The organism is Deferribacter abyssi, assembly GCF_049472655.1.
GTDB classification, from domain to species: domain Bacteria; phylum Chrysiogenota; class Deferribacteres; order Deferribacterales; family Deferribacteraceae; genus Deferribacter; species Deferribacter abyssi.
Genome location: NZ_JAQNCS010000003.1, coordinates 65,776 through 90,578, shown reverse-complemented (window position 1 = coordinate 90,578; position 24,803 = coordinate 65,776). Strand labels below are relative to the sequence as shown.

At 29.4% G+C, this 24,803-nt stretch carries 23 protein-coding genes; 10 read left to right on the top strand and 13 right to left on the bottom strand.

Translation table 11 applies throughout. The annotated features are described in order from the left end of the window. The 5 genes from OWK30_RS02445 to OWK30_RS02425 all read right to left on the bottom strand — a co-directional run bounded on the left by OWK30_RS02445 (nucleotide 1) and on the right by OWK30_RS02425 (nucleotide 2,598). Nucleotides 1-1,035 carry an LptF/LptG family permease gene (locus tag OWK30_RS02445; protein WP_423323257.1) on the bottom strand — a complete coding sequence of 345 codons (1,035 nt, stop codon included), beginning with the start codon at nucleotides 1,033-1,035 and terminating at the stop codon, nucleotides 1-3. Then, nucleotides 1,032-1,319, bottom strand: a complete 288-nt coding sequence (locus tag OWK30_RS02440) for a DUF1820 family protein (protein WP_423323256.1) — start codon at nucleotides 1,317-1,319, stop codon at nucleotides 1,032-1,034. Before OWK30_RS02440 ends, OWK30_RS02445 begins: the two co-directional genes overlap by 4 nt. Then, nucleotides 1,316-1,825 carry a hypothetical protein gene (locus OWK30_RS02435; RefSeq protein ID WP_423323255.1) on the bottom strand — a complete coding sequence of 170 codons (510 nt, stop codon included), beginning with the start codon at nucleotides 1,823-1,825 and terminating at the stop codon, nucleotides 1,316-1,318. The genes OWK30_RS02440 and OWK30_RS02435 overlap by 4 nt, the downstream gene beginning before the upstream one ends. Continuing rightward, the gene (locus OWK30_RS02430) at nucleotides 1,816-2,193 is read right to left on the bottom strand and encodes a phage holin family protein (protein WP_423323253.1); all 378 of its coding nucleotides are present in this window, start codon (nucleotides 2,191-2,193) and stop codon (nucleotides 1,816-1,818) included. Before OWK30_RS02430 ends, OWK30_RS02435 begins: the two co-directional genes overlap by 10 nt. Before the next feature lie 288 nt (nucleotides 2,194-2,481). After that, complete coding sequence (locus OWK30_RS02425) at nucleotides 2,482-2,598, bottom strand: desulfoferrodoxin FeS4 iron-binding domain-containing protein (RefSeq protein ID WP_423323251.1); 117 nt, start codon at nucleotides 2,596-2,598, stop codon at nucleotides 2,482-2,484. Between the two features lie 205 nt (nucleotides 2,599-2,803). Here OWK30_RS02425 and OWK30_RS02420 point away from each other — a divergent pair, with 205 nt between their 5' ends. Genes OWK30_RS02420 through OWK30_RS02405 form a run of 4 tightly spaced genes read left to right on the top strand, consistent with a single transcriptional unit; the run spans nucleotide 2,804 to nucleotide 7,491 of the window. Next, nucleotides 2,804-3,811 carry a tetratricopeptide repeat protein gene (locus tag OWK30_RS02420; protein WP_423323249.1) on the top strand — a complete coding sequence of 336 codons (1,008 nt, stop codon included), beginning with the start codon at nucleotides 2,804-2,806 and terminating at the stop codon, nucleotides 3,809-3,811. Further along, entirely contained in the window at nucleotides 3,804-4,862 is a 1,059-nt protein-coding gene (locus tag OWK30_RS02415; protein WP_423323247.1) for a cyclic di-GMP-binding domain-containing protein, MshE-related, read from the top strand. The genes OWK30_RS02420 and OWK30_RS02415 overlap by 8 nt, the downstream gene beginning before the upstream one ends. Then, nucleotides 4,855-5,913 (top strand): type IV pilus twitching motility protein PilT, encoded by a 1,059-nt coding sequence (locus tag OWK30_RS02410; protein WP_423323246.1) that lies wholly within the window; start codon nucleotides 4,855-4,857, stop codon nucleotides 5,911-5,913. The genes OWK30_RS02415 and OWK30_RS02410 overlap by 8 nt, the downstream gene beginning before the upstream one ends. 6 nt (nucleotides 5,914-5,919) lie before the next feature. Next, on the top strand, nucleotides 5,920-7,491 hold the full coding sequence (locus OWK30_RS02405) for an NFACT RNA binding domain-containing protein (RefSeq protein WP_423323244.1): 1,572 nt from the start codon (nucleotides 5,920-5,922) through the stop codon (nucleotides 7,489-7,491). Nucleotides 7,492-7,531: 40 nt separating this feature from the next. Here OWK30_RS02405 and OWK30_RS02400 read toward each other — a convergent pair whose 3' ends face one another. After that, nucleotides 7,532-8,227: a 3'-5' exonuclease gene (locus OWK30_RS02400; RefSeq protein ID WP_423323242.1), complete on the bottom strand. Its 696-nt coding sequence runs from the start codon at nucleotides 8,225-8,227 to the stop codon at nucleotides 7,532-7,534. Nucleotides 8,228-8,421: 194 nt separating this feature from the next. On the opposite strand from OWK30_RS02400, the gene OWK30_RS02395 reads away from it, so the two are divergent. From OWK30_RS02395 to OWK30_RS02380, 4 genes are all read left to right on the top strand, one after another. Continuing rightward, nucleotides 8,422-9,435, top strand: coding sequence for a YhjD/YihY/BrkB family envelope integrity protein (locus OWK30_RS02395; RefSeq protein WP_423323240.1), 1,014 nt, complete (start codon nucleotides 8,422-8,424; stop codon nucleotides 9,433-9,435). Nucleotides 9,436-9,437: 2 nt separating this feature from the next. Continuing rightward, a complete protein-coding gene (locus OWK30_RS02390) occupies nucleotides 9,438-9,806 on the top strand; it encodes a DnaJ family domain-containing protein (protein WP_423323238.1) in 369 nt (122 codons plus the stop codon). Nucleotides 9,807-9,895: 89 nt separating this feature from the next. Next, nucleotides 9,896-11,200, top strand: coding sequence for a pyridoxal phosphate-dependent aminotransferase (locus OWK30_RS02385; RefSeq protein ID WP_149266351.1), 1,305 nt, complete (start codon nucleotides 9,896-9,898; stop codon nucleotides 11,198-11,200). A gap of 3 nt (nucleotides 11,201-11,203) precedes the next feature. Next, nucleotides 11,204-12,061: a DMT family transporter gene (locus tag OWK30_RS02380; protein ID WP_423323236.1), complete on the top strand. Its 858-nt coding sequence runs from the start codon at nucleotides 11,204-11,206 to the stop codon at nucleotides 12,059-12,061. Here OWK30_RS02380 and OWK30_RS02375 read toward each other — a convergent pair. From OWK30_RS02375 to OWK30_RS02360, 4 genes are read right to left on the bottom strand one after another with little or no spacing between them, the layout of a single operon-like run. Beyond that, nucleotides 12,058-13,608, bottom strand: a complete 1,551-nt coding sequence (locus OWK30_RS02375; RefSeq protein WP_423323234.1) for a DHA2 family efflux MFS transporter permease subunit — start codon at nucleotides 13,606-13,608, stop codon at nucleotides 12,058-12,060. The genes OWK30_RS02380 and OWK30_RS02375 overlap by 4 nt on opposite strands. 14 nt (nucleotides 13,609-13,622) lie before the next feature. Continuing rightward, nucleotides 13,623-14,756, bottom strand: coding sequence for an HlyD family secretion protein (locus OWK30_RS02370; protein WP_423323232.1), 1,134 nt, complete (start codon nucleotides 14,754-14,756; stop codon nucleotides 13,623-13,625). Between the two features lie 5 nt (nucleotides 14,757-14,761). Continuing rightward, nucleotides 14,762-16,054 carry a TolC family protein gene (locus tag OWK30_RS02365; protein ID WP_423323230.1) on the bottom strand — a complete coding sequence of 431 codons (1,293 nt, stop codon included), beginning with the start codon at nucleotides 16,052-16,054 and terminating at the stop codon, nucleotides 14,762-14,764. Between the two features lies 1 nt (nucleotide 16,055). Next, nucleotides 16,056-16,604 (bottom strand): TetR/AcrR family transcriptional regulator, encoded by a 549-nt coding sequence (locus OWK30_RS02360; protein ID WP_423323228.1) that lies wholly within the window; start codon nucleotides 16,602-16,604, stop codon nucleotides 16,056-16,058. Nucleotides 16,605-16,789: 185 nt separating this feature from the next. Between OWK30_RS02360 and OWK30_RS02355 the strand changes: the two genes are divergently transcribed. After that, nucleotides 16,790-17,785 (top strand): diguanylate cyclase, encoded by a 996-nt coding sequence (locus OWK30_RS02355; RefSeq protein ID WP_423323226.1) that lies wholly within the window; start codon nucleotides 16,790-16,792, stop codon nucleotides 17,783-17,785. Nucleotides 17,786-17,844: 59 nt separating this feature from the next. Here OWK30_RS02355 and pyrE read toward each other — a convergent pair whose 3' ends face one another. The 3 genes from pyrE to nifJ form a co-directional block, all read right to left on the bottom strand. Beyond that, nucleotides 17,845-18,426, bottom strand: coding sequence for an orotate phosphoribosyltransferase (gene pyrE, locus OWK30_RS02350; RefSeq protein ID WP_423323224.1), 582 nt, complete (start codon nucleotides 18,424-18,426; stop codon nucleotides 17,845-17,847). Then, the gene (gene pyrF, locus OWK30_RS02345) at nucleotides 18,419-19,114 is read right to left on the bottom strand and encodes an orotidine-5'-phosphate decarboxylase (protein ID WP_423323223.1); all 696 of its coding nucleotides are present in this window, start codon (nucleotides 19,112-19,114) and stop codon (nucleotides 18,419-18,421) included. The genes pyrE and pyrF overlap by 8 nt, the downstream gene beginning before the upstream one ends. 145 nt (nucleotides 19,115-19,259) lie before the next feature. Further along, nucleotides 19,260-22,832 (bottom strand): pyruvate:ferredoxin (flavodoxin) oxidoreductase, encoded by a 3,573-nt coding sequence (gene nifJ / locus OWK30_RS02340; protein ID WP_423323221.1) that lies wholly within the window; start codon nucleotides 22,830-22,832, stop codon nucleotides 19,260-19,262. Nucleotides 22,833-23,064: 232 nt separating this feature from the next. On the opposite strand from nifJ, the gene OWK30_RS02335 reads away from it, so the two are divergent. Beyond that, nucleotides 23,065-24,705, top strand: a complete 1,641-nt coding sequence (locus OWK30_RS02335; RefSeq protein ID WP_423323219.1) for an AMP-binding protein — start codon at nucleotides 23,065-23,067, stop codon at nucleotides 24,703-24,705. The last annotated feature ends 98 nt before the right edge of the window (nucleotides 24,706-24,803 follow it).

Here is a 24,803-nt window from a genome sequence, read left to right as displayed (position 1 = left end):
TTAGACCTTTTTTAAGGCAAAAAGTGATAGAAAACAAAAAAATACATTTGCAATCCATGCTGCAAAAAAAGGAGGTACTGTATTAATCATATTTTGGGAGAAGATAAATAATGAGTTATAAACAAGTACAACTATTATAGACATAAAAAGCCCAAATGTTTTTCCGCTTCTATGAAAGAATGAACCTAATATGCCTCCAAAAAAAGCCATGATAATTGATGCAAAAGGGAGAGCAAAACGTTTTGAATACTCAAATTTGTAAAGTGTATTTTTATTAAAGTTTTTCTTTAATTCTTTCATGGTCATTAATCTTTCTGATTTAATATCAATTTTGTTAGTTGTTATTATAGGGATATTTACAAGAAAGTTACTAAATTCTATTTTTGATGGAGTAGATTTATTCATATTTAATAAAACTCCTTTTTTTAAATTGAAAATCAAGTTTCCGTTATTTGTATTTGTAATGGTACCTAATTTTGAAGTTATTACAACATTTTTATCTTTATTTATAATAATGAACCCTTTGTAATTATTATCGTCTAATTTTTTGTCAGCATAAAGAATAAAGCCTGGTATTTCTGTATAAAGTTCGTGTTCTTTAAAATCTTTAATTGAAACAAATTTTGAGATTTCAAAAAGTTTTTTTATTGCGTATTCATTACCGAGTGGCATTAGATAGATGCTCATTAAAATGGCTAATGCTAATGATAACATACCAAAGACGACTGTAGGTTTATAAAGTGTAATTTTATTTGCTCCAAAAGATTTTATAGCAATTAGTTCAGAATCATCAGATAGTCTTCCGTAAGTTATTAATGATGCTAATAAAGTAGATGTTGGGATTGTGATTACAAGAAAGGAAGGGAGGTAGAAAATTATTAGTTCTATAATAATGAAAAAAGGAACGTTTTTAGTAAAGATTAAATCAGATAAAGAGATAAACTTGTCTAACAATAAAAGAAAAATAAAAAAGAGGTTGCCAAGCACAAATATTGGAATCAACTCTTTTATAATATATTTTTCTATTAATTTCATGAATCGTTTTTATAAAGTCTAATAATAGGGGTTTCCTTTTCTAATATAATTTCGTCTATTCTGACGATATAGTTTATTGGGATAAATGTTTTTTCTACGTCTTTGAACTCACTTTTTATTTTGTCATCATTAGGTGTAAACAAAATTTCTGAAGTATCAAGGAAAACAATATCTGATACTTCTATTAGACCCAAAAAAGAAGATGTATTAACTTTGCTTGCATGAATTGTAAGGGTTTCTTTTTTATCATTTAAAAAAGTTATTTTAAATAGTTTCTTTTTCATAGTTTTGGCCTTATTAATAATTTTGGTTTTCCGTTTACGATATTTATTTTTATTTCAAAATCTTTAAAACCTTTTGCTTGCATTTCTTTCACCTTCTTATTTATTATTTGTTTGATTTTTTCTTTATTATAGGAATCTGAAAGTTTTTCAAGTTCTTTATCTATTTTAGTGTTTGTATCTGATTCCATTTTATACGTTTTAGTTTCATCATCAAGATAGCCTCTTTTTATATAGTTGCGCTTGATGCCCTCTATTTCCATCATTTTTCTATTCCATTTTTCTCTATATGTCAAAAATCTAGCAACTAAATTGTTGAATCTGAAACGAAGTGTTGGATTGGTTATTTGATATAAGTTGTATTTCCTAATAATTTTATTGATTTCTCTTTCTTTAACAATAGGAGGATGTTTTATGTTACCTGCAAAAAAATTTGAATATTCAAAGTTAAAAGATTTAATTAAACTTTCAAACTTTTCAAGATCTTCCTGAATTTCTTTTATTTCCATTCAAAAAACCTTATTTCTGAATTTGTAGCGAAAATATCAAAGATAAAGTTTACAGCACCTATTATTATACTACCTCCTACTGCAGGCCAGAAACCGTCAATAAAGAAGCCACCAATTAATACTGAAGTCAATTTTAAAATAAAAGCATTAGTTATAAGGTAAAAAATTCCGAAAGAGAGTATTTGAATTGGTAACGTTAATATAAGTATTACCGGTTTTAATATAATATTTAAGATAGTTAAAAGTACTCCAGCAATAAATAAAGATAAAAAGGAGTTAATTACTATATGTTTAAAAAATAAAGCAGCGAATCCTATTGCCACAATATTAACACACATCCTATATACCATAAAACTAGTTCTATACATAGCTATTCCCATTCTAATGTTAACTTTACATTTAGTATAATCTAAAGATAAAAAATTAACAAGTAGATATTAAAACTCCATGATATTAAAAAAGCCAGCCTGTTAGGCTGGCAAAAAATATATTTTAAGGAGGGGGGAGGAGGGTCCTTAAAATATCTGATGTTAATATATAAAATATTTTACTAAAGTCAAGTAAAAAAGTTGAACGATATAACTTGTTTTAACAACAAAGGTATTTACTTTAGTTTTCAATAGTATTAACAAATAGAAAATTATGTTTTAGGATTACTAAACTTTTTCCATATCTTGACCACAGCATACAAGAGTGCCTTTGCCAGATTCAATTACTTTTACTTTGTTTCCGCATATTGAGCAATAATATATTTCTCCAACTTTTGTAGCCATTTTCCTACCTCCTTTTTCTTAATTATAACATAAATTGATTATTTTGTGCACTCAAAGTTGAATTTCTTGATTTTATTAAAAATGTATGAAATTTATAAATATATTGCCACTTTTATTTTTGTCAGTTTCTTAAAAGGTATATCTTTGTGCTTAGTTATGTAAAAATAAAGATTGTAATTTTTGATGTATGTTGTAAGATATAGTTATGAATGAGAAGATTAAATATTTTTATGATCAAAAAGTTCATTTTTTTATGAAAAGTGAAGAATATGGTAGGGCTGAGTCATTATTGAAAAGCTATTTGAAACGTAGCAATATTTCTGCTTTAGATAAGTCTAAAATTTATGAGCTTTTAGGCGTTTTAAAATTTCAAACTGGTAATTACAAGCTTTCTAAAAGATATTATAATTTATCTCTTAAATATAACATTAGGAATAGTAATGCACTACTTAATTTTGGCAATATTTTAATTATTGAAAATCGATACTATGATGCAATTAAATTATTTAAAAGTTATTTGAAACATCAAAAGTATAAGAAAGAAGTGTTGAGACAGTTAGGATGTTGTTATGCTTTTGTTGGAGATATAATTCATGCTAAATTTATCTTTGAGAAAATCTTAAAGGAAACTGATCTTGATGAGCAGTCTTTTGTTGATTATGCGTATGGTTATGTTGTAAATAAAGATTTCGAGTCAGCTAAAAAGATTATTATTAAAGCACTGGGTAAATATCCTGATAGTTTTATTCTTTTAGATGCTTATGATGAGTTTGTCGATATTGAAGAAAACCTGAAGAATATTAAGAAAAATATTTTGTTTCCTTTTTTACAATCTATCAATAATCGGTTATATGTAAGAGCTGCAACTCTTCTCACCGAAGGGATGTGTGTCCGTGGGTATTTTAGATTTGAAATTGAAAAAGGTTTAGAATTGTTAGAGATGTTATACAAAAAGGGTGCTGTATTTTCAAACAGTAATTTGATAGCTGCAGTATGCGAATATTTTACTACCTTGAGTATTACAGATATAGATTTTACTTTAAATACTGTGGGTACATTTTATAATATTAATAGAAACACATTAAAGAAAGCTGTGAATGTGGTTAATGACAATTACAGTAGTATTATTGAGGAATTTACTAATGAATTGAGCATGTTTTATAATTATGAATTGGATAAAATCTCTGAAGAATTAGGGGATTTTGATGATTAAAAAAAATATAGGTGAATTACTAGTTGAGTATGGCTTGATAAATGAAGATGATTTGAAAGAGGGGTTGGAATATCAGAAATCACGTGGTTTGAGATTGGGAGAGGCGCTTGTTGAATTAGGTAAAATTTCCTACGATGATATAGAGTATATTTTAAGTAAACAGTTGGATATTCCGTTTGTAATTTTAAATGAAAAAATACTTGAACATGATTATATAAAAACTTTTCCTGCTGATTTACTTAAAAAATTTAATTTTATCCCCCTTTATGAAACAGGAGATACTCTAGCAATTGTTACGGATGATCCTTTCAATAGTGAACTTATTGATGAGTTGGAAAAATTAAAGCAAAAAAAAGTTCAGGTATCTTTGGCAAATGGCAGAAAAATTAAAGAGCTTTTACAGAGAGTTATAAAAGACGATGGTGACTTGGATGTTTATTTAACAGAATGGATAAAAAAAATAAAGAAGACTTCTTTCTATAGATTAGACTTTATTAAAAATGAAAATCATATTAAAGTTTTTGCTTTTGGCTTTGGTTTAAGGAAAGAACTTTTTACTTTTAAATCTAATGGTGAATTGGTTGAAAATATAAAAAAATTTTTTATGAAAGAAGGGTACGATATATGTTATGAAAAGTTTTGTAATGAAAGCTGTGAAATGACTACAGTATTTCCTATTGATAGAGCATTTTTTTGTGAAAAAGATTATGATATCATAGTTGCAGCAAGATTTGGATTGATTTACGATGACATCTTGTTTTGTTTGAATAAGAGTGTTTATTCAAACAAATTTCTGTTTTCATCTAAAACTTATGTTCCTGGGTATAGAAATTTTGTTTTTGATAAAAATTATTATAATAAAATACTAACAACAATTGATTATATTTGTGATGATAAAAAATTTTATTTTATTGGTTATATACCAAAAATGTGTGATTGTGATAGTGTTGGATGTGAAAAATGTAGTAATTTAGGGTATTTGTTTGAAGAAATAGATGGTTATTACACTAAAGCTGAGTTAAAAAAACTTACAGGTTTTGAAAATGGCTAAGATTGATGCTTTTTTCAAATATTTGATTGAGCAAGGTGGAAGTGATCTTCATCTTAGTTCAGGTTGCAAACCTATGATGCGTATACACGGTGAATTAGTTGAGATTAAATACCAGGTGTTGACTGATGAGATCTTAAAAACGTTATTGTTTGAAATTTTGGATGAAGAAAAAAGAAAGCTTTTTTTAAAAAAAGGTGATTTAGATTTTGCATATGAAATTAAGGGTGTTGCAAGATTTAGAGCAAACTATTTTTTTCAAAAAAGAGGAATTGCAGCTGTTTTTAGGCAAATTCCTGCAAAGATTTTATCTGTGGAGGAACTTAATCTTCCACCTCAGATTTTGAAATTTGCTGATTTATCAAGAGGTCTTGTTCTAGTAACTGGACCTACCGGTAGTGGAAAGTCAACGACTCTGGCTGCAATTATTGATTATATTAATAAAACTAGAAAAGATCATATACTGACAATAGAAGATCCCATAGAATTTGTACATGTTAATAAAGGGTGTCTTATCAATCAAAGAGAAGTTGGTAACCATACAGATTCATTTGCTTCAGCATTGAGAGCTGCTTTGAGAGAAGATCCTGATGTAATTTTAGTTGGTGAGATGCGTGATTTGGAGACTATTGAGCTTGCAATTACAGCAGCTGAAACTGGACACTTAGTTTTTGGAACTTTGCATACAAATTCTGCAGCTAAAACAGTGGATAGAATTATTGATGCTTTTCCAGCTGGCCAACAGGCACAAATTAGGACAATGCTTTCTGAGTCGTTGAAAGGGGTGGTTGCTCAGCAACTTTTGAAAAGATGTGATAAACCTGGAAGAGTAGCTGCATTAGAAATTTTATTTGTTAATAGTGCAGTGGCTAACTTAATTAGGGAAGGTAAGACGTTTCAAATACCTTCTGTTATTCAAACTGGTAAAGCTGATGGTATGCAATTAATGGACCAATCAATTATGGATTTATTAATGAAAAAGATTGTATCTCCTGAGGAAGCTTATTTGAAAGCTAATGATAAAAAGGCGTTTGAACGGTTTTTGAGACAATAGTGATTAATGGATGGTTTGTCTTTATATAAAATAATCAATTATTTTAAACCTCAGTTGGTTAATGCCCGTATTAACTGGTGTGCATATGATCATGATAGGTTTATTTTAAGTCTTTATAATAATAAAAATTTTTTTCTAATTTTTGATTTATTACTAAATTCTTATATTCTAGTATCTAATAATCAAAAGCATGGTAGAATAAGGCTTACACATATTTCAAATGCAAAAATTGTTGAAATAAAACAGCGTGGTTTTGATAGGCTGTTGACCTTAAACTTGATAAAAAGGAAACCCAGTGGTAAGTTATTACAAATGAAACTGATTTTTGAAATAGTTGGTAGGTTATCTAATGTTTTTGTCTTGGATCAAAGTGATAAAATAATTTTTAGATGGAATGATAATAATATTGATAGTGATAGAAAGATTAATTTAGGAAATATTTATACACCTTTTAAAAGTAATAAAAAAAATAATTTGTTCAACATTGAAAATTGTGATGATTTTGAAGAGTTAGAAGGGTTTTATAAAGTGACAGCAAAACATGCAAATGAATTACGTAATCATTTTAGCAACTTTGAAAATGTTAAGAACTTTATTTTAAACTCACTTAATTTGGATGACTCTTTCTATTTGGATAATCAAAATAAACTTATACCTTTTGAGATATTGTCGTATAAAGAAAAAATAAAGATAGATTTCTTAGACCAGCATCTTGATTCTATTGTTAGAGCTAAAAGTCATAATGATTATAAGTTTGTAAGAATAAAAAACTATTACATTAAGAAGAAATTGAATTATGAAAAGTTATTAAAGAATCTATATGATGATTTAGAAAAAGCTAAGAATCATATAAAATATTATGAAGAAGCAGAGCTTTTAAAAAATAATCTTTCGAAAATAAAAGGAAAGACAGGAAGAGTATTGCTTGATAAATATACTGAATATGGTGTGGAAAAGATTGTTTATTATATTGATTCTGGGGAATCTGTTTTAAAAAAAATTGAAAATTTATATGCTAGTGCTGAAAAATTGAAAAGAGCATTGGAAAAATTGTCTAATAGGATTGATGAAGTAAAAAGAACAATATCTTATTATGAAGAAGAAATTTTTAATTTAGAAAATATGAATTTGGAAGAGGTTAATAAACTTTATGAAGAGCTTTTTGTTTTAAAAAACAATAAAGTTAAAGATGTTGTGAATGTTCCATATCTTACTTTTAAAAAGAATGATATACTGTTTTTTTTAGGGAAAAATAGTCGTTCTAATCATTTTGTTGTTTTTAAAATTGCTAATCCTAATGATTATTGGTTTCATGCGCATGAAATACCTTCTGCGCATCTGATTCTGAGGAAAGAATCTCCAGTTGCTGAAGATGATATAATTACTGCTGCTCGTATTACTGCAAGTTTTTCAAAATTTAAAAATGAAAAAAGGGTGCCAGTGGACTACACTTTAAGGAAATATGTTAAAAAACCTAAAGGAACACCAGAAGGTTACGTTATTTACAAAAACTATAAAACTATATATGTTGAGCCATTTTCTGAAGAAGAGTTGGAGCAATTAAATGTTAATGATTAGTTGCTATGAAAACTTGAAGAAAGTTTTCAATGATATGTAGTTATTGGTTTGCTAATACTCTAAGTTGTGATTGATATAAATCTCCCACAGTTTGAAATTTGTGTTTTATCTTTATTACAAGCTTATTAAACACTTCTGCTGTAGCTAGTGCATCACCTAGTGCAGTATGGCGTCCCTGACACTTTACATTGTAAAGTTTTAAAAGATAATCGAGACTTACATGTTCATCTCTATTTAAGATATTTTTTGAAAAAAGAAGCATTGTATCGATCCAGATATTTTTAATTTCAGCATTAAAATATTCTTGTAATTCTTTGTTGATCATTTTTAGATCAAAATTTACATGATGTCCGACGATAACTGAGTCTGAGACAAACTTTAAAAACTCAGGTAGTATTTCAGCGATAGTGGGTTTATCTTTTACCATATCGCTAGTTATTCCGTGCCATTGAATTGAGCTCTCTGGTATTTCTGTTTCAGGGTTTATAAACACATTGTAAAAATCTTTGATTTTAAAATTTACTACTTTTACTGCAGCAACATTAATCAATTTTGCAGTTTTAATTTCCAAACCTGTGGTTTCGGTATCGATAACACAAAAGGTAGCATCATTGATTTTTTTCTTAAAAATTTCATCATTATTAATACTATTTATTAAATTGTTTATATAGCCTGATAAAGGGTCAGAAAATGTTTGTTTTTTATTTTTAATTATTTTGAATAATCTTCCTATCATTTTGTTTGCATCTTGGTATATTTTTGTTAATATATAAAATATATTTAATTAAAAATCAAATAAAACAGTATTGTATAAATATATATTTAAAGCATATGGAGTGATTCGAGGTTAACTTATTAATATATAAATGATATTATAATGGATAGTAGAAAATTTTGAATAATGGTTTTACTTCGTATGGAGAATGAATTTTGAAATTGATTTTTAGTTTTATTTTCTCCTTTATATATTATAAAGAAAAGAAGCTTTCTTTTTATGCTTCTTCTTTGGCTATATATTTAATTTTATCTTTATTTCCAGCTTTAATGTTAATAATGTTGCTATTGAATATATTATTTATTAAAACAAAGTATTATGAGTTGTTAGTATCAGAATTACAAAAGTTAGTGAGTTTCCAGATTATTGATTATTTGGGTTTAAGTTTATCTAAGTATAATAAAATAATATTTGGGTATGGTCTTTTTGGTTTATTTATTGCAATAATGTTTTCGACAATATTTATAAGAGGATTTTTTGATACAGTTATTTATCTTTTTGAGATAGATCAAAGGAAAGTAAAAAGTAAATGGATTGTATCATTTTTAAGTGTATTTTTTCTTCTTTTAGTTTTGGTATTGTTGATGCTTATAAAGATATTATTCTCTTTTGCTATTAATTTTATTTCTGATTTTATAAACATAGGAGTTTTGCAGCAATTTTATTTAAAGATGATTTATTATGCTGTAATCTGGATATTATTGACTTTGTTATTATTCGTTATATTAAAAAAAGAGGTTAAATTCAAAAATTTATTGATTGTTTCAGCAATATCTTTGATTTTAATGGTAATATTTAGTAAGTTTTATTTTATATTGATAAACAAGTCTATATACAATGCACTTTATGGCTCATTCTCAGCTTTAATTTTAACAATTATGTATATGTGGACTGTTTTTAATATTTTTATAATGATATTATCTAACTTTTATGTTTATACAAATTTTGACAAATTTGTTGATAACTTTTTGAAAACGGGAAAAAAGTCCTTTTTGTTTGTTATATGTAAAAAAATATATGATTTAATGAAATTAAATAAGTACTATCTTAAGAATAAAGGAAAATTTGATAATTTTTTAGTTTTTAAGTATGAGAATAGAATGTTTTGCTTAATTGATAATGTTGAGTTTGCTGATAGGATAAAAAATATTTATTATCTTGGTTATTGAATATGGATATTATTACTTTTTTGGCAGAACAAAAAATAAAAGAAGCTATAGAAAAAGGGGAATTTGATAATCTCAGTTGTAAAGGGAAAAGAATAGAAATTGAAGATTTAAGTTTTGTACCTGAAGAATTGCGAGCTTCATATAAAATTTTGAAGAATGCAGGTGTTTTACCAGAAGAGTTGCAGATACAACGAGAAATTAAGCAAATCGAAGATTTGTTAGAATACTGTTTTGATGATGAGGAGAGAGGAGTACTAAAACGTAAGCTCACCGAAAAACAGCTAAGATTTAATATCCTTATGGAAAAAAGAGGTAGAAGTCTAGCTTATTATGAATATGTGAATAAAATAAATTTAAAGCTTAGTAAGTGATTATTTCCAAAAAATATAAATATGAGTTGTAATTTTTTTTAAATTTGGTAAAAAAAGTAAAATTTGAATAAACATTAAGAGGTTGGTAGATGCGCTTTGATATCGCTAAGAGTGGCAATGGCTTAACATATGAAATAAGAAATATCGTGAATATTGCAAATGAACTTCAAAAAAGTGGTATGGAGATTTACTGGGAAAATATTGGTGATCCTATTTTGAAAGGCGAGAAGCTACCAGATTGGATGAAAGAGATATTAAAAGAGATAATTGAAAATGATAAAAGCTATGGTTATAGCCCTACAAAAGGTGTGGATGAAACAAGAGAGTTTATTGCTGCTCAGGTTAATAAAAAGGGTGGAGTTCAAATAACAAAAGAAGATATAATTTTTTTCAATGGGTTGGGTGATGCGATTGCAAGAAGTTATAGTGCCATTAGAGTAGATGCCAGGATTATTATGCCAGAGCCTACATATTCTACTCATCTTCTGGCTGAAGTTTTGCATGCATCATTTCCACCAAATACTTATAGGATGAATCCTTACAATAACTGGGCACCTGATTTGAATGAACTTGAGAGGAAGGTCAAAAGTCATAAATCCATTGTGGGTATTCTTGTAATAAATCCAGATAACCCAACGGGGTATGTATACGATGAGGAAACTTTGAGAAGAATTGTTGAAATAGCTAAAACATATGATTTGTTTCTAGTGTTTGATGAAATTTATAATAACATGGTATATAATGGTAAAAGTACGGTTTCTTTGGCAGAAATTATTGGTGATGTGCCAGGAATGTGTATGAAAGGGATTTCAAAAGAATTACCTTGGCCTGGTGCTAGATGTGGCTGGATAGAGGTTTACAATGCTAAAAATGATCCGGCTTTTGAAAGATATATTAATGCGATTTTACAGCAAAAAATGGCAGAAGTGTGTTCTACAACATTTCCTCAGATGGCGATACCTAAGATAATGACACATCCAGAGTATAAAAGTTATCTTAAAGATAGATTGAGACATTATGAGAAACTTTCAAATATTGCTTATAATATATTGAAAGACGTCCCTTATATTGTGGTAAACAGGACTAATGGTGCATTTTACATGTCTGTTGTATTTATTGAAGCAGTATTGAATAACAGACAGACACTACCGATTGAAAATAAAGCTGTTAAAGAGTATGTAGAAAAGATTACTAGTGAACCTATAGAAAACGATAAACGTTTTGTTTACTATCTTTTAGCTTCTACTGGAATCTGTGTTGTACCTCTTACATCCTTTTTTACTCCACTTCCAGGCTTTAGGATGACACTACTTGAAAAAGATGTGGATAAATTTGAGCATACGGTGAAGGTATTGGCTGAAAAGATTGTAGAATATGTAGATTCTGCAAAATAAATTATGCCCTTTTTATTACTTACGTTAAGTGCATTATTTTGGGCTGGCAATTTTGTTTTAAGTAAATGGGCTGCTGCTTCTATTCCACCAGTTGCTCTTGTTTTCTGGCGCTGGATTGTTGCTTTTTTTGTTCTTCTTCCTTTTACTTATAAGAAAATTTTAGAACAAATAGAATTGATTAAGGAAAATATTAAATTTTTATTACTTTTTGGTTTTTTAGGAGTTACCCTTTTCAACACGTTGATATACAAAGCAATGCATTATACGACTGCTATAAATGCTCTACTAATAAATTCATTTGTTCCGATAATGATATTTTTTGTTTCATTTGTTTTGCAAGGATTACGAGCAAGTAGATATCAATTGCTGGGAGCATTTATTTCATTGACTGGGGTTGCGATAATTATTGTTAAGGGTGATATTAGTAGACTTTTATCACTAAAGTTTAATCCTGGGGATTTATTGGTATTACTTGCAGCTTTTTCATGGGCTCTTTATTCGGTATTACTGAGGAATCTTGACAAGAGATTAAATCCCCTCGTATTTTTAGAAGTAATAATTATTTTAGGGCTAATTTTACTTTTGCCAATTTATCTCTTTTCAGAGAAAAATTTTGCGTTGGATTATAAAAATGTAATTGTAATCTTCTACGTTGGGATTTTTGCATCTGTTCTTGCTTTTATTTGCTGGAACAGAGGTATTAGGGAGATAGGTGCCAACAAAGGTGGAAATTTTGTTCATCTAATGCCTGTTTTTGGAACCATAATGTCTATAATTTTTTTGAAGGAAAAGCTTTATTTATATCAAATAGTATCTATTCTTCTAGTTTTTTCAGGTATTTTTCTTACAGCTAAAGATTAGTTTTTATTTTTGCTTGGCATGAACAGAAAAACTAAAAAAAATAGTCCAAAAATACCGAAATATCCTGCATGTCTAAATGTATCCTGAAAAGCATGAGAAGCGCTCATAAGATACTGTACTTTACCAAAAAGTGCATAACTTTTTAATTCAGCTGTTTGTTCTAACATTATTTGTGATAAATAGGTTTTAGCGTTATATAAATAATTTGATATGTATGAATAATTTTGAATAGCACTTATTTCATCATAATGGAAAGAAATTTTTGACTGTAGAGTATTGGTTGCGATGGCTGTGCCAAATGACCCCCCCATGAATCTTATATAGTGTAAAAAACTAACTCCCATTTGTGTTTTGGCCCCTAATTTTCTCATAGCCAGGGTAGATATCGGTGCAAAAAAAGTTCCGAGGGAAAAACCTAATGGTATGGTAAGCAATATTGTTTTTATCGAGGGCGTATAGTAATTAAGTTTTGGAATGAGTATAACAGAAGTGATAAAGTATAAGATAGCATTTATTAAAAGAATATTTTTTTCTCCATACTTATCAGAAAATGCACCTGCAAAAAATGATGTAAAACCTATAAAAATAGCAAATGCTAACATATGTAGTCCAGTTTGTAATGTTGTATATCCTTTTAGATTTTCATAATATAGAGGTATGAGATAAAAAATTTGATAAATTGATAGGCCAAGGGTAAAAGCGTAAATTAGAATTGCTACAGAATATTCTTTTATTTTAAAAATTGAATAGTCAATAAGTCTTTTTTTGGAAAGTATTTCAGATATGGCAAACAGTAATAAACCAAATACTGATATAAATAATAGTTTAACAATAAATGGAGATTGAAACCATCCTTTTTGCTGACCTTTTGACAGTAAAATGAGCAATGGAATTGTAAAGATAGCAAAAAATGTGTAGCTAACAAAATTAAAATGTAATTTTTCTCTTTTTTCTAAAACCTTAGGTAGCATAAAAAGTCCTAAAATAATAACCATAAGACCAACAGGTAAATTTACGTAAAAGACGTAGCGCCAGCTAAAATGTTCTGTCAAATATCCACCTGCTGTAGGACCTAAAGCCGGTGCAAAGCTTACTCCCATTCCGAAAATACCCATAGCAATACCTTTTTTTTCTGGAGGGAATATTGAAAACATAATTGTTTGAGCTGTTGCTACGATAAACGCTTCCCCAAGTCCTTGAAAAGACCTTGAAATGATCATTTGTGCTAAGTCAGATGCCACTCCACAAGCGGCACTTGAAATGGTAAAAATAGTTATACCTATTAGAAATAGATTTCTAAGTCCAAGAACCTTTGTTAACGATTCAATTAGTAAAAGTCCTGTTGCAGCTGCCGTCATATAAGATGTAATAACCCATTGAACTCCATAAAGATCAGTTTTTAAAGGAGACATCATTTTAGGTACTACTACATCAACTATTGTAGTGTCAAGAATTGCCATGAATGTACCAGTCATGACAATAAATGTTATGATTGCCCTGCTAACATTATCTATTCTTTCATACAGAGGTAGTTGCTTTGTAGTCATTGGAAAATCCGTTATTAGTTTACTCTTTTGATTCTTACTTCACCACCCATTCCTACTTTTAACAGTGAAATATTTCCTTCTGTTATTTTAATTTTTATAGGTATACGTTGGGCAACTTTTGTAAATTCTCCAGCAGAGATATCTCTTGGAACAAGAGCATATGTAGCAGCTGAAGCAGGATAAATTGATTCTACTATTCCTTTAAATTCAATGTTTGGGTACGCATCTACTCTGAAAGTGGCAGGAGCCCCTTTTTTCACACCATTCATTTTAGTTTCTTCTAGTAATACTTCAACATATAAATCTTTTGTATCTACAATGGAATAAATTGGATAACCGCTATTAACAACAGTACCTACTTCAACATACTTTTTACCAACAACACCATCGAAAGGAGCATACAACTTACAGTATGATATAAGATTTTTAGTATCTTTTTGCTCTTGTTTTGCTGCATCAATTTGTTTAATTAAAGATTCTTTTGTTTTTTCTAGTTCTTTAATCTGTTTGAATTTTTCTTCAATAATTCTAATATTATTGTATGCCATATCTTTTTGTTTAATTAATCCTTCTAGTTTACTTTCTAACGATTTCTTTTTTTGTTTTAGACTTTTTAGTTTTGTTTCAATATCTTCGTAAGAGCGTTTTGATACAGCTTTTTGTTCATACAGAGTTTTGTATCTATTGTAATCTCTTGTCATCTGTTCGATATTAGTTTCCATTTCTTCGATATTGTATTTTATTGATTTAATTTCTTTTTCAATATATTCTACGTTTTTTTGTGCATTTTGTTTTTTTATGACAAGTTCTTTTGAAACTCTATCGATTTGAATATCAAGTTGTTCTTTTTTCTTTTTGAGACTTTCAATTTTTTTTGTAATCGCTTCGAGTTTGACTTTATAATCTGTAGAGTCGATTTCAGCCATTAAGTCTCCTTTTTCTACATTATCTCCTTCTTTAAAGTATAACTTTATGAGTTTGCCACCAACTCTTTTAAAACTTATATTGGTAATTTTGTTACTTTTTACAAACATAGCATCAGTGGTAGCGAATTCTTTTATAAAATTAAAATATTGATAAGCAAAATAAATAAATACTGCTAAACCTAAAGTTAAAAGTAAAATTGCTATTTTTGCTTTTTTCCCCATTTTTATCACCTCAACTCTTTTCCAATTGCTTTTTCTATAGCAAAGTATTTTTCAATAATATTGTAATATGCATTTTTTTCTCTCATTAAAGCGTCGGTAAGCATAGCTTTTGCATCTAGTAAATCGGAGTTATTTGCTAACCCTTCCTTATATTTTAGATTTAAAATTCTGTGATATTCCTTTGCTTTTGTTACAGCGTCTTTGGCAGCTTTGAGATTTTCTTTGGCACTATTTAAATCTTCTATTGCTTTTTTTACTTCAAGTAAAACTTTTAGTTTTAAATTTTCTCTATTTTTGATTATGGCATATTTAATTTCTTTTCTTGCTTCTGTTTCTTTAAAAGGTTTGTTCCAGTCAAGATTGAAAGAGATACCAGCTTGGATTAGAAAATTACCTTTGGGGTTGATATCTTCTAACATATCTGAATATTTATAGCCTCCTATAAGGTATATTTTTGGTTTAAATTGTGATTTTGTGGCAGTTATTATTTGATCAGCCACCTTTATTTGAGTTTTTAGAGATTGCAAAATAGGTCTATTTTTTTCTGCTATATTATATAATTGATCAACTGGTAACTTATTAGGTATATTGTAATTTAAACTTTCCACATGGTAATTATCATTTAATTTTTCACCCATAAGTGTTGATAGATGAGATTTTGCTACTTTGATATTATTTGTTATTGTTGTTAATTTTTGTTTTGCTTCACTCAATTTTACTTCAGTTTGTAATATGTCAATATATGGAACAAGTCCTTGATCATACATTAGTTTTGTATCATTAAGATGACTAGTTAATGATTTCACGTAATCCTCTGCAATTTTCTTGCTACTATAGAGTCTTAATATATCCAGATATGCCTTTTTAGTTTTGAATATTATTTTTAATTGTTCTTCGCTTAGTATTGATTTTGAAGATTCATATTCAAGTTTTTTAGTCTTGATATTAGAAGATATTAACCCTCCAGTATAAAGATTAATTTTAACTCCTGTAAAGATATCAAAATATTCTTTTTCACTCATTGTTATTTTTTCAGAGAAAAAAGGGGTTGTAAATGGTTGGGTCTTTTTCTCATCAAGTAACGTGTAGGTAGCGCTAAAGAAAAGAGAAGGATATTTTGCTGCACTTGCAGCTTTTATTTCATATTTTTTACTATTTACCTCTTTTTGTTTTGACTGCAGATAAAAATTATTTTTTAATGTTTTGTTTACAGCTTCTTCCAAAGTTAAAGCATACACACTGCATATAGGTAACATCATGAACAAAAATAGAATAGAAAATTTCTTATATTTTTTCATGTTAAACTCCATTTATTTTTTCTAATCCTTCATATAAATATTTAAGAATTGTATCTAAGTCTTCCTCTAAAAAAAGTATGTAATATTCAATTAATTCTTTCAAAAAACCTGATATTATTGAAATTGTAATTTCTTTATCATCAGTATTATCAGGTAAAACTTTTGATAAAGTATTTCTGATATTTTTTTTGAATTTAAAATAAAGTGTTTCAAATTTCTTGCCACTACTTATAGCTTCGAAAATAAAAACTTTCGAGAGCATTTTGTATTGATAAATTCTTTTTATGAATGATGTACAAATATCAAAAATGGTAGATTGCTTGTTTTCTATTAGTAAGTTCATTTGATGAAGTGTTTCTTTATGCAAATATTCTAAAAGCTCATATAAACAATCATCTTTGCTATTAAAATAGAGATAGAAGGTGCCTTGGGCAACACCAGCTTCTGCAACAATATCAGATACTTTTGTTTTCCAAAACCCATTTTTTGCAAAGGTTTTTATTGCAGCATCAAAAATTTTTTGTTTAGTGTTTTTGTTCGACTGACTCATCAGTCATAAAGTAAGATAAAAATTATTTTTTGTCAACTTTTATTTTGATGGTTTTTTTCCATTTTTCCAGACGTATTAAATAAAGTTTTGTGAAAAAATAGATGATCCAGTTATTTTTGATTTTAAATTTTTATAAAAGATGTATAGTATTTAGTTGAGTATTTTTTGGGTGGGAGATAATACAGGTGATAATTAATATTTATTTATTAATAATAATATTTTTAATAATATTTGTTATCCTAATTTTTAATTTTTACAAGGTTAAAAGAGAAAAAAAGTCGTTACAAAAGTTAATTGAAGAGAAAAAAAAATTAGAAGAATTTATGTTAAATTTAATTCCTAAACCTATTTTTATTGTAGATATTACTGGGAAATATTTGAATATAAATAAACAGTTTGAAGATTATTTCTGTGTTAAAAGAGAGAATCTAATTGGTAAAGATATAAAATCTGTTGATATAAGAGAGCTGGATAAGTTAGGTAAAATTATAGATTTAGAATTAAAAGGAGCTAGAAAGTATGGCTTGAGTGCTGTTACTTCAAAACCTTTAGAAATTTCATTAAGATCACAACTTTTTGATGTAAAACGTATAAAAATTTCTAAATCGTTTTTTGTTAACGATAAAGGTAAAATTGGAGGATTTGTTGGAATTATTGATGATGTTACCGAGCAAGAAAAAAAGATAAGTGATTTAATGAAAAAGGCTATTTTAGATGAATTAACAATGGCATATAACAGAAGGTATTTTAATTTAGTTGTTAATGAGGAAATTGAGAGAGCCAAAAGATATCGACAAAAACTGGGTTTAATAATTTTTGATATAGATTTTTTTAAAAAAATAAATGATACCTTTGGGCATCAAGCAGGTGATTATGTTTTGAAAAAATTATCAAATATTATAAAGAAAAACATTAGAACGACAGATATCTTATTTCGTGTAGGTGGAGAAGAATTTGCTATTCTACTACCAAACACTGACTTGGAAGCTGCTTGCAATGTTGCTGAAAAGTTGCGTAGAATAATAGAGAATATACAATTTGATACTGTTAAAAAAGTTACGATTAGTATGGGTGTTACAGAGTTAAAAGAAGGGGATGATATGGAATCTTTTTACGATAGATGTGATCAAGCATTGTATCAAGCAAAGGAAAATGGACGAAATCGCATCGAATCAAAATAAATAATCACATTATATTTTTTTGACTTAGCTGATGAAAAACAGTTAGCACTTTAAAAGTGCTAACTGTTTTTTATAAAACGGCTCCCTGGTTTTTCTAATGGTATTCCTTTTTTACATAAGGGACATTCGTTTGGAGCGTATGTTTTTACATTAACTGTAAGTAAGGGAAAAAAAGGGTATTCAAATTTGGCTTGTCCATTGCTTCTATCAATGAGACTAGTGATTGCTACAACATTTCCACCATGTTTTTTTACTGCCTCAATACATTCTTTTGTGGATTTCCCTGTGGTGACAACATCTTCAGCTATAAGGATTTTTTCATCAGAGTCTATTGTAAAACCTCTTCTTAAAGTCATTGTACCATCAACTCTTTCTGTAAAAATCGCACGTTTCTTCAAAAGTCTTGCCAGTTCGTAACCAAATCTTATTCCTCCAATAGCAGGACTTACAATTGTTGTAAATTTTAAATGGTAAATTTCTTTAACAAGCTCATTTATAATTTCTTCAGCTATAACTGGATATTGCATTACAAGTGCTGATTGTAAATAAGTATCACTATGAAGACCTGAAGAAAGAAGAAAATGGCCTTTTAAAAGTGCGTTATGTTTTTTGTAAATTTCAAGAATTTCATTTTTATCCATATATTTCCTCCTTAAAAATCATTGCTGCTTTTTTAGGATCTTCTGCTTGTGTAATTGGTCTGCCGATTACAATATAATCTGTGCCCATAATTTTGGCATCTTTAGGTGTTACTACTCGCTTTTGGTCATTTATTTTATTTGAAGCAAGACGTATTCCTGGAGTAACTGTTAAAAAGTTATTACCCAATTGTTTTTTTATGATGGGAGTTTCTTTTGCAGAGGATACCACACCGTCGAGCCCAGCCATTTTTCCTATATTTGCAAGATGTAATACATATTCAGTTTCACTGTTAAACGTTATATTGAACTCTTTAAAATAGCTTTTATCTAGTGAAGTAAGTAAGGTTACACCAAGGATGATTACTGAACTATTGATTTCTTTAACAGAAGACACAGTTTCCGAGATCATTTCTTTACCACCTTGAATATGTATGTTGAACATATCAATGTTTAACTTAGCAGCTGCAATACTAGCTTTTTTCACTGTATTTGGAATATCATGGAACTTAAGATCTAAAAAAACTTTTTTGTTTTTATTTTTTAAATAATCAATAATACTGTGACCTATAGAAATGAAGGCTTCTAACCCTACTTTGTAGAAAGTTATTTCATCTTCTAATTGGTTAATGATTGATTTCGCTTGATCAAAATTTGCGAAATCGAGTGCAACAATTATTTCAGGCTTCAAATTACCCTCCTTTGTATTCATTTCATATAACCTTAAATGTGTAAATTTTTATTTTATAAATCTACAATATGTGCATCCTGAAATTTTATAATTTGAGAAGCTTTGAATTTTTTTTATAAAAAAAAGCGGGTATAAAACCCGCTTTTTATTCATTTTCTTCAGAACATTCAAGCTTTGTAGCAAGTTGTTTATAAATGCTGTATCTTCTTTTAATACTTTCATTAAGAGTATCTGCAAGCATTTTGGCTCTTTCTGGGAACATTTTTGCCACGGCTCTGAATCTGTTTTCCGTTTTCATGTAGTCATAAATAGAGGCTTTAAGATCTTTAGTATCAAATTGAAGAGGATTTTTACCTTCAATGCTAAGTCTGGGATCAAACCTGTAAAGTAACCAGTATCCTGAATTTACGGCAAGTTTTTGTTGTTCTACACCTTTACTCATGTCAATACCGTGGGCTATGCAGTGAGAATTAGCAATTATAAGTGATGGACCATCGTAACTTTCTGCCTCAATGAATGCTTTTACACACTGAGCTGGATTAGCAAGAGAAACCTGAGCTACATACACATGACCATAACTCATAGCCATCATACCAAGATCTTTTTTGAAATCAGATTTACCGTTGTATGCAAATTTTGCAAAAGCACCAGTATTAGTAGCTTTTGATGACTGTCCACCTGTATTTGAATATACTTCGGTATCAAGTACTAGTATATTAACGTTGTATTTTTGAGCGAGTACGTGATCAAGACCACCGTAACCAATATCATAAGCCCATCCGTCACCACCAAGTATCCATATTGATTTTTTAATAAGGTAATCTGCAACATCATAGAGCAGTTTAGCTTTGGGATCATCAAGTTTAGATAATATATCTTTGAGTTTTGCAACTTTTTCTCTTTGTTTTTCTATACCCAATTGATTAGATTGATCAGCATTAAGGATTTCATCTGCAAGTTCAGCACCCACTTTATCTTTAAGTTCAGTTAATAATTCTATAGCTTGTTCTTTAAATTTTTCTGTGGCAAGACGCATACCAAGGCCAAATTCAGCATTATCTTCAAAGAGAGAATTTGACCATGCAGGACCCCTGCCGTCAGTTCTTGTTGTATAAGGGGTCGTTGGTAGGTTACCACCATAGATAGATGAACAACCTGTAGCATTTGCAATAATAGCTCTATCACCAAAAAGATGGCAAAGAAGTCTTACATATGGAGTTTCACCGCAACCGGCACAAGCACCAGAAAATTCAAAAAGATGAGGTGATAGTTGGCTACCTTTTAGCGTAGCTTTGTTATATTTGGAGTAATCAAGATCAGGGATTGAAAGGAAGTATTTAAAATTTTCTGCCTCTTGTTCTCTCAGTGGTGGTTGCAATTCCATGTTGATTGCTTTTTTTGTAGGATCTGTTTTACTTTTAGCAGGACAATTATAAACACAAGCACCGCAACCTGTACAATCTTCTGGAGCAACTTGAAGTGAAAATTTCATTCCTGCAAATTCCTTACCTTTTGCATCAGCTGATTTGAAAGTTTTTGGTGCATTTTCAAGATATTTTGGATCGTAGATTTTCATTCTTATTGTTGCATGAGGGCAAACAAAAGAGCATATACCACATTGAATACATACTTCTGGATCCCAAACAGGTATTTTTAATGCAATGTTTCTTTTTTCATACTTTGATGTTCCAGTTGGGTATGTACCATCATCTGGTAGCCAAGACACAGGGATGTTGTCTCCTTCCATAGCAATCATTTTACTTATTGCCTTTTTAACAAATTCTGGAGCATCTGGGTCGTCAATGTATTTATGCATTTTTACGTCTGATGTGACAGATTTTGGGTAATCCACTTCGTATACTTCATTCATTCCTGCATCTACTGCTTTCATATTCATGTTAACAACTTCATCGCCATATTTTCCGTAGGTTTTTTTGATAGCATCTTTAATTGCATCTACAGCTTTTTCGAATGGGATAATATTTGATATTTTGAAAAATGCGGTTTGTAAAATTACATTAATTCTTGGTCCTAAACCTATTTTTTCTGCTATTTTATTTGCATTGATTACGTAAAATTTTGCCTCTTTCTCAATAAGTTGTTTTTGAACGTCAGCAGGTAGTTTGTCCCATATTTCATCTTTAGAATAGATACTATTAAGTAAGAAAATACCACCTTTTTTGAGTGGTTTTAAAATTTCGTATTGCTCAAGAAAAGAGAAGTTGTGGCAAGCAATGAAATCTGCTTTTTGAATTAAATAAGAGCTTCTGATTGGCTTATTGCCAAATCTAACATGAGATACTGTCATAGAACCAGATTTTTTTGAGTCGTAAACGAAATATGCCTGAACAAAATTATCTGTCAAATCACCAATAATTTTAGCGGAGTTTTTATTGGCACCTACTGTACCATCAGAACCGAGGCCAAAGAACATTCCATTAAATATATCATCTTGAGGTGTGAGCCACTCTGGATCATAGTCGAGACTTTTATTTGTTACATCGTCCTTTATACCGACAGAGAAATTGTTGATTGGTTCTTCTTTATCAAGATTGTCATAAACAGCTTTAACCATTGCTGGTGTAAAATCTTTTGAACCAAGACCGTACCTTCCTCCAACGATAACTGGATATTTATCAAAATTGATCATTTTTTTCTGCATTGCTTCCCCTATTGCAGTTCTAATATCAAGGTAAAGTGGCTCGCCTAAAGAACCAGGTTCTTTTGTTCTATCAAGAACAGCAATTTTTTTAACAGTTTTTGGAAGTGAGTTAATAAAAGCTTCTAATGGGAATGGCCTGAAAAGTCGAATTTTTAAAACACCAACTTTTTCACCTAAAGAATTTAGGTATTCTACAGTTTCATGAACTACATCAGCACCTGAACCCATAATTACTACGACTTTTTCAGCATCAGGAGCGCCTACGTAGTCTACAAGATTGTATCTTCTGCCGGTAAGTTCGAAAAATTTATCCATTTGTTTTTGAACTATGGTTGGAACATTGTCGTAATATTTATTTACTGCTTCACGGCTTTGGAAGAAGACATCAGGATTTTGGGATGTTCCTTTAATGGATGGTTTTTCAGGATTTAAAGCCCTCGCTTTATGTTTTCTAATAAGTTCATCGTCAATCATTGCTCTCATATCATCAAAAGTGAGTTCTTCTACTTTTTGTATTTCATGGGATGTTCTGAAACCATCAAAAAAATGTAAAAATGGAACTCTTGATTCAAGGGTTGATGCTTGGGCAATTAGAGCAAAATCCATAACTTCTTGAGGATTGTTAGATGCAAGCAGTGCCCATCCTGTTTGTCTACATGCCATTACGTCAGAGTGATCTCCAAAAATTGAAAGCGCGTGAGTAGCTACAGCTCTTGCACTGACGTGAAAAACAGTAGGGGTTAGTTCGCCAGCAATTTTATACATATTTGGTATCATAAGTAGCAATCCTTGAGATGCAGTGAAAGTTGTTGTAAGGGCTCCTGCAGATAAAGACCCGTGGCAGGCTCCTGCTGCACCACCTTCTGATTGCATTTCTATCACTTTTGGAATTGTTCCCCATATATTTTTTTCACCTTTAGCGCTTTTTTCATCAGCTAATTCTCCCATTACTGAAGAAGGAGTGATAGGATAAATTGCAATTACTTCATTTGTAGCATGTGCCACATATGCTGCAGCGGTATTACCATCGACATTGACATACCTTCTTTTAGACATTAAAACCTCCTATTTAAAATTTATCAAAGGTAAAATTATATAGCATTTTATCAAAATTCAGTCAAACAATTTTCGTTATTTTTAAAGTATTTTAGAGTCACTAAATTTTTAAAACAATGTTAAAGTAAGGTTATGTTTTTTTGTAAAAGTGCTTGAAAATATTTTTTAATAATGATATAGGTTTGTCGAAACTGTAAAATGTAAAGCGATATTAAACAATGCGGAGGAAATGATGGAAAAATTCAATTTTATTAAACAGACTATTGGAGAATATTTAAAACACATTGCTGATAAATATCCTGACAATGAAGCTGTTATATACCCGTTTAGAGGAATTAGGTTAACATATAAAGAACTTGATTTGTTAACTGATAAGCTTGCGTATGCTCTTTTAAAACTCGGAGTTAAAAAGGGAGATCATGTTGCGATTTGGGCACATAACGTACCTGAGTGGATTTATCTTTTATTTGCTACTGCTAAAATTGGCGCTGTTTTAGTAACGGTGAATACTATGTACAGAGAGAGAGAGCTTGAGTATCTTTTAAAGCAGTCTGATACTAAATACTTATTTTTGGTTGAGAGATATAGAACAATTGATTACGCTAAAACACTTTATAATATATATCCAGAGCTTGCTGAAGGTAGAAAATCTGAGAAATTTCCTTTGTTAGAAAAGGTTGTGATGATTGATGATAAGGATTTTTCTGGAATGATTAATTTTGATGAGCTTTATAAAATAGGTGATTCTTTTGATAAAGAAGAATTAGAAAAAGTTATGAGTAGTTTGGAGTATAATGATGTTATTAACATGCAGTATACTTCTGGGACTACTGGGTTTCCAAAAGGAGTTATGCTTACTCACTATAATATACTAAACAATGCTTATGCAATAGGTATGATTATGAAGTTTACAGATAAGGATAGATTATGTATTCCTGTTCCTTTTTTCCATTGTTTTGGTCTAGTGTTAAGTATTCTTGTATGTCTAACACATGGTGCAACGATGGTGCCGGTTGAATATTTTAACCCAATTGAAGTTTTAAAGACTGTTGAAAAAGAGAAGTGTACAGCTTTACATGGTGTACCCACTATGTTTATATCAGAGTTACAAGTTTTAGAATATGAAAATTTTGATATTGGATCTCTTAGAACTGGGATTATGGCTGGTTCTCCCTGTCCAGTAGAGGTAATGAAAAAAGTTATGGATAAAATGAATATGAAAGAAATTACTATAGTCTATGGCCAAACTGAAGCTTCACCAGGTATTACTCAAACTAGAGTGAATGATAATATAGAAAAACGAGTTTCTACAGTTGGTAGAGAATTGCCTGGAGTAGAGGTGAAAATTATTGATCCGTCAACTGGTAAAGAGTGTCCACCAAATGTGGCTGGAGAATTATGTGCAAGAGGTTATAATGTTATGAAAGGTTATTATAAGATGGAAGAAGCAACAAAACAGGCTATTGATAGTGATGGATGGTTGCATACGGGAGATTTGGCTTTAAAAACTGAGGATGGTTATTATGTAATAACTGGTAGAATTAAAGATATGATTATTCGGGGTGGTGAGAATATTTATCCTAAAGAGATTGAAGACTTTTTATATACTTACGAGGTTATCGAAGATGTTCAAATCGTAGGTGTACCGGATAAAAAGTATGGTGAAGAAGTTATGGCTTTTATAAAGATTAAAGAAAAATATCGTGGTAAAATAACTTCTGAAGATATTAAGGAGTTTTGTAAAGGGAAAATTGCTGATTATAAAATTCCTAAATATATTGAATTTGTGGATGAATATCCAATGACAGCTAGTGGAAAAATACAAAAATTTAAATTGAGGGAAATGGGGGCAAAAAAATTACAACTTGTATAAAAGAAGTATTCTTTTTCAATTGGTTGCCCACTTTTCAGTGGCAACCAATTTTATAATTAATAAATTAATATTTATGAATTCAAATAATGTTAATATTT